This is a genomic window from Paenibacillus sp. KS1 (genome assembly GCF_001680695.1).
In the GTDB taxonomy this organism is placed as follows: Bacteria; Bacillota; Bacilli; order Paenibacillales; family Paenibacillaceae; genus Paenibacillus_B; species Paenibacillus_B suaedae.
This window is the reverse complement of sequence record NZ_MAIS01000163.1, coordinates 1-4722: the sequence shown is the minus strand read 5'-3', so window position 1 is coordinate 4722 and position 4722 is coordinate 1. Positions and strand designations below refer to the sequence as shown.

General features: G+C 45.6%; 6 protein-coding genes. 1 reads left to right on the top strand and 5 read right to left on the bottom strand.

Going from position 1 to position 4722, the window contains the following annotated elements:
• Positions 1–696: alpha-helical endospore appendage domain-containing protein (locus BBG47_RS29665; RefSeq protein ID WP_483310768.1), on the bottom strand; the 696-nt coding region annotated here is incomplete at its 3' end.
• Between the two features lie 121 nt (positions 697–817).
• Positions 818–1528 carry a hypothetical protein gene (locus tag BBG47_RS27090; RefSeq protein ID WP_217492538.1) on the bottom strand — a complete coding sequence of 237 codons (711 nt, stop codon included), beginning with the start codon at positions 1526–1528 and terminating at the stop codon, positions 818–820.
• A 53-nt stretch (positions 1529–1581) separates the two neighbouring features.
• On the opposite strand from BBG47_RS27090, the gene BBG47_RS27085 reads away from it, so the two are divergent.
• A complete protein-coding gene (locus BBG47_RS27085) occupies positions 1582–2256 on the top strand; it encodes a class I SAM-dependent methyltransferase (RefSeq protein ID WP_065294331.1) in 675 nt (224 codons plus the stop codon).
• Positions 2257–2273: 17 nt separating this feature from the next.
• Here the strand turns inward: BBG47_RS27085 and BBG47_RS30945 are convergent, their stop codons facing one another.
• The 3 genes from BBG47_RS30945 to BBG47_RS30190 all read right to left on the bottom strand — a co-directional run.
• Positions 2274–3407: a glycosyltransferase gene (locus BBG47_RS30945; protein WP_251483107.1), complete on the bottom strand. Its 1134-nt coding sequence runs from the start codon at positions 3405–3407 to the stop codon at positions 2274–2276.
• 30 nt (positions 3408–3437) lie between these two features.
• The gene (locus BBG47_RS27075) at positions 3438–4418 is read right to left on the bottom strand and encodes an MBL fold metallo-hydrolase (RefSeq protein ID WP_065294330.1); all 981 of its coding nucleotides are present in this window, start codon (positions 4416–4418) and stop codon (positions 3438–3440) included.
• Between the two features lie 44 nt (positions 4419–4462).
• Positions 4463–4722, bottom strand: a 260-nt coding sequence (locus tag BBG47_RS30190) for a hypothetical protein (RefSeq protein ID WP_175400655.1), incomplete at its 5' end; no start/stop codon positions are given.

The following is a 4722-nucleotide window of genomic DNA, read 5'->3' as shown; positions in this document are numbered from 1 at the left end:
TGCTCCCGTGGCTCCTGCTCCGGTTGCTCCTGTTGCTCCCGTTTCGCCCGTGGCTCCTGTTGCTCCCGTTTCGCCTGTCGCTCCCGTGGCTCCCGTAGCTCCTGTGGCTCCTACTCCCGGGCCAGTTGGACCAGTAATACCCTGTGCACCTGTCGCACCCGTGGCTCCTGTAGCTCCTGTGGATCCCGAACCTGTGGCGCCAGTTTCTCCTGTCGCACCTGTTACACCGGTCGAGCCCGTTGCCCCGGTTGTGCCCACCCCTGTTGCCCCGGTTGCGCCCGTTGCCCCGGTTGCGCCCGTTGCCCCGGTTACTCCCGTTGCACCTGTTGTCCCAGCTTCACCTGTCGCACCTGTTGCTCCTGTTGCTCCGGTTGCACCTGTTGCCCCGGTTGCGGCAACAACTGGCGCTGCTAGAACCGTTTCCAACTTTGTTTGAAGCAGCATTTCTTTTTTCGTCACATCACGAATTGTATCACGCACACTTTGATTTACTAATAATACATCACTCAAAGTCGCTGGAGGAGATGTAACTCCTGGCAGCGTACCAAGCGCAAACTGTATTTTTTCACCTTCTGCATTAAGGATATGACTTAACCCGAGCTCTTCTAAAGCAATAGAGGACAGTAATAAATTGATTGCGTCATCCCTAGTTACCGTAATAATGGGTGTAATATTAGGTATGTTGGCTTGCGACAACAAATATCCCTCCCTATCCTATAATGTAAACTCTGGATACCATATACATATATGTGTTTACAGGATAAGGGGTTCTTGTCACATCTGTAACCAAATGCCTATTTCAACGATAGTTCCGTCCTTAATATCGTGGATGAACATAACTTCCATATTTATAAGTCAATCTCTTGAATCCTTTATTGCGCATCCATGCATCAATTCGTTTCTCAAATAGTTCTCCACCATATACCGGATAACGCTGCGACGCAGGATGTATCTCATGATAAGACGCAAACTTGAAATCTTGTGCATTTACTAGATAACATTGATCTGAGAATCCATATCCGATATAGAAGAACTCGTCTTCGCTCTCGGCTTCGAACCTAGCTTCATCATATCTACCATTCCAGACCGGATTAGCTACCTTGATGCTCCGATCGGACTCCATACGGCTGATAGCCTCATCAATCCATGAGAAGGAGGATTCTAGTATGGAGTCCCCGGAGAAATGAAGCAAATAAGGCGTATGGCATCGGTATATACTTACCAGCTCCGAAATAGAATAATAGTAGCCTCCCGCAAAAGATTCCTTCTCAATCTGGAAATACTGCAGTGCCTCGTCGGCCCAATGCTCAACAACTGCATATTCGCTGATTACTCCTGAATCCACTAATTTCTGTGCATAGAAGGAAACTTCTTCGACATCATTTACATTATTTATATAGAGAATCACATCAGAGAAGGAGTACTCGTTCAGTGCCGCTGCTCTTTGCAATCGATCCGTCATGAGCAGCGCTTTCCAATCCTTTTCGTAACATTTCGTTTCGAAGGTAACTTGATGCTTCATATCCATCCATAGCCTCCATGCATTTCGAAGATATTCAACTATAGAAAGAAGGTATCCTTATGACTGAATGGCAATTCCATCGTAAAAGCTTCGAGTATGATCATGTTGCACCACATGTGCTAACCTATTCCGCTTGGACAGGTCATCGTGAATTCGCATATGATCTGGTATCATTTGTGAAGCCGCAATTAATCGTTGAGCTTGGTACGCATTGGGGAGCTTCCTTCTTCAGCTTCTGCGAAGCTGTAAGGGACAATGACTTGTCTGCGAAGTGCTATGCAGTGGACACATGGGTAGGTGACTCCCATTCTGGTGCCTATAATGAGGACGTGTATCAAGAAGTGGGACAGATTGCAGCATCCTTATATCCGAATGTTGCCACGTTATTACAATCCACATTCGATGATGCGCTTCAGCACTTCGAGGATGGCTCCATTCATCTTCTTCATATTGACGGATTCCATGAGTATGAGGCTGTACACCATGACTACCATACTTGGCTGCCTAAGCTAGCTGATAACGGAATCGTATTGTTCCATGATATCTCCGTCCGACTTTATGGATTTGGCGTGTGGCAGCTATGGGACGAATTAATCGCTCAGCACCCTTCTTTCCAATTTGAGCATTCCAGCGGATTGGGCGTGTTGTTCCCTAAAGGAGATGCCGCTTACTCAGAAATGCATCCTCTCATTTCGCATCAACTTCAACAAATGTATGCACACCCTAATCAATAGACTCACAGCCAAGTTTCCTACTGTTTGTGGTACCAGTCCCAAGGCTTAGGCATCCAATCATACGTGTAAAGTACTTGCGGAATCCGATGTTGAAGCTGAATGTCAGCAGCGCATCTGCCGCCCCATTCATCATCTTCCCCGTAGCTAATATCTTGGAACTGATGTACAAGTGCAATTCGTTTCGCATAACACATGAGATGATTCGGTTTTCGATAATAATACTGCGCGTCTTGCCCATGCTGATATTCAACACCGTATTTGCACAGTTTATCGGGAATGCCGTTCAGCTTCACCTGTACGTCGAACACAATACAATCGGCACGAGGTTCTTTCTCGATCGCCTCCAGCAAAGCATCCACATAATGAGGACTGATTTGATCATCGTCATCAATAAAGGCAACAAACCGTCCTTGAGCCTGTTTGAGCAATTGGTTTCGTTTTTCGCCAATTGTTCTTTTTTTATTGTCAATGAGGACTAGTATTTCCACAGGTTTACCAAACGCTTGTTGATGAAGGTCAGCTAATAATGAAGATAAAAAGGTGAAGCGCTCCGGAACTGACGGAATAAGCAGAGATAGCCCACAATTCTGAGATCCGCTCTTGTCCAGCATCTCAAAATAGGGGCCAAAATACACTTCATTAGTAATGACACTTGGGTGATCAGGTGCATATAACGCAGCCTGTTGATGATGGTGGTAGGCTCGCTTGAGATCACCCAGCTTGTCATAGCATACACATAATTGCAGGTGAGGCAGCCATGTATGATTCGCAATTGCATCCGCTTGAGCGGATGAGAACGGCATCTGTAATGCTAATCCATACCAGCTAGCTGCTTCTGACCATTTCTCTTGTATGAAATATTGATATCCAATGCGGCAGCAACTATCAGCGCTCGGAGACTCATATTGCAGCGTCCTCAGAATCGTTCTAATCACTTTGGCATCCATGCCCAATTCCTTGTAGCCGTTTGCTAGGAGCCCGCACACGGAAATGGCTGTTTTTGCATCGACGTCCCCTTTGTCCAACAATAGTTCATAAATAATAACAGCTCGCTTCCACTCGCCATTCTCCATGAACGCTGCAGCATCTTTCAGTAGTATTGAGGAAATGTCTGATGCATGGTCATCCTCTAAATGCTCGTGAGTATCCAATGACATGCTCCTCCTTTAGAGCCATTTAGACTAGCTCGAAACATAGTTAGCATTACTCTCTATTATATGTTCCTCTTGATCATCGGTGTCTGGAATGGTCTCCTGAGTACTCCCCTTGAAATACAGGTATCCTTCAAACAAATTCGGCAAGATCTGACCCGTACGACGAAGCTCAGTCACATGTGCACGCGTAATCTCACTTGTAATCTCATATTGCTGCATAGTCTGCTCAATCCCATATCGTCTCATAACCTTTTCTATAATGGATTCCAAGGTTATCGGCCTGTCTTGAATGATCTGATAGATAACATTCGATAACTCATTTATTCGCGACAAATGCTGGTTCGCCAAATCCATTATTTTCGATTTCCGGATGCATCCGCCATGATACAGCACATACGCTTCGGAACTTAACGATAACAACTTGCGAATGGATGTCTTGGCATCTGCAATATTTGTATAGTAAAGAAGCTTCTGCTTCGATAAAGTATGATACCCGAACAATGAATCACTGCAGTATACAACATCATCCGGTGTAATCACTCCAATCATGCCTGCACAATGTCCTGGCAGTGTAACAATTTGCAGCTGGATGGCACCTACTTGGAAAGATCCCTCCTCATATGGAATATAGTCAGTGATCAAATGATTGCGCTCATGATCTTCACTCTTAATGCTGTCGCCTCCACGAGAAGCATCTGATTCGTCGAGCATATGCTGCATGTACATCCCTGTTTGATGCGTGCTGTATATCTTGATGTTCGGATATTGATCCTTGAAATAATGGATTCCCCTACACTGCACTTCATGCCCATGCGTTGCAATAATCGCCGTTATTGTGCCTCCATACTCTTTGACAGCATGATCAACTTCTCTTGCCACGCTTGTACTCGCACCGCTATCAATGAGTACCGCACACTTGGTCTTTGGATCCATGTATACGCCAACGGCCCAGCGTCCAGATGCACAATAACTGGAGCCCGCAATTCGAATGAGATTCAATTTTGCCATCAAGCAATCTCCTTTCCACATCATTGTGATGAGGTAAGTTGCGTTTATTTTCTATAGTAAATTCTGCTTCCTATTTTTGATACAATCTTGTTTTGATTCGACATCATGTCCCCGTCCACCTGATGATGGGTAACAATGAGCGGCGCCACTGGCAGCTTTACTTTTACTGGTTTCGTCTGAGGCCGAGGCTTACGCACATCTTTGGACATAAACGGAGGACTTGATGGACGTCTCTTTTTCACAGCACCGCCAACCTTGACGGCATCTAACGCACTCGACACCTGATTCACAGTTTGAATCGGTT

Coding starts and splice junctions, on each gene's coding strand:
- BBG47_RS27090 (WP_217492538.1), bottom strand. CDS start 1,528: ATGGATATGAAGCATCAAGTTACCTTCGAAACGAAATGTTACGAAAAG.
- BBG47_RS27085 (WP_065294331.1), top strand. CDS start 1,582: ATGACTGAATGGCAATTCCATCGTAAAAGCTTCGAGTATGATCATGTT.
- BBG47_RS27075 (WP_065294330.1), bottom strand. CDS start 4,418: ATGGCAAAATTGAATCTCATTCGAATTGCGGGCTCCAGTTATTGTGCA.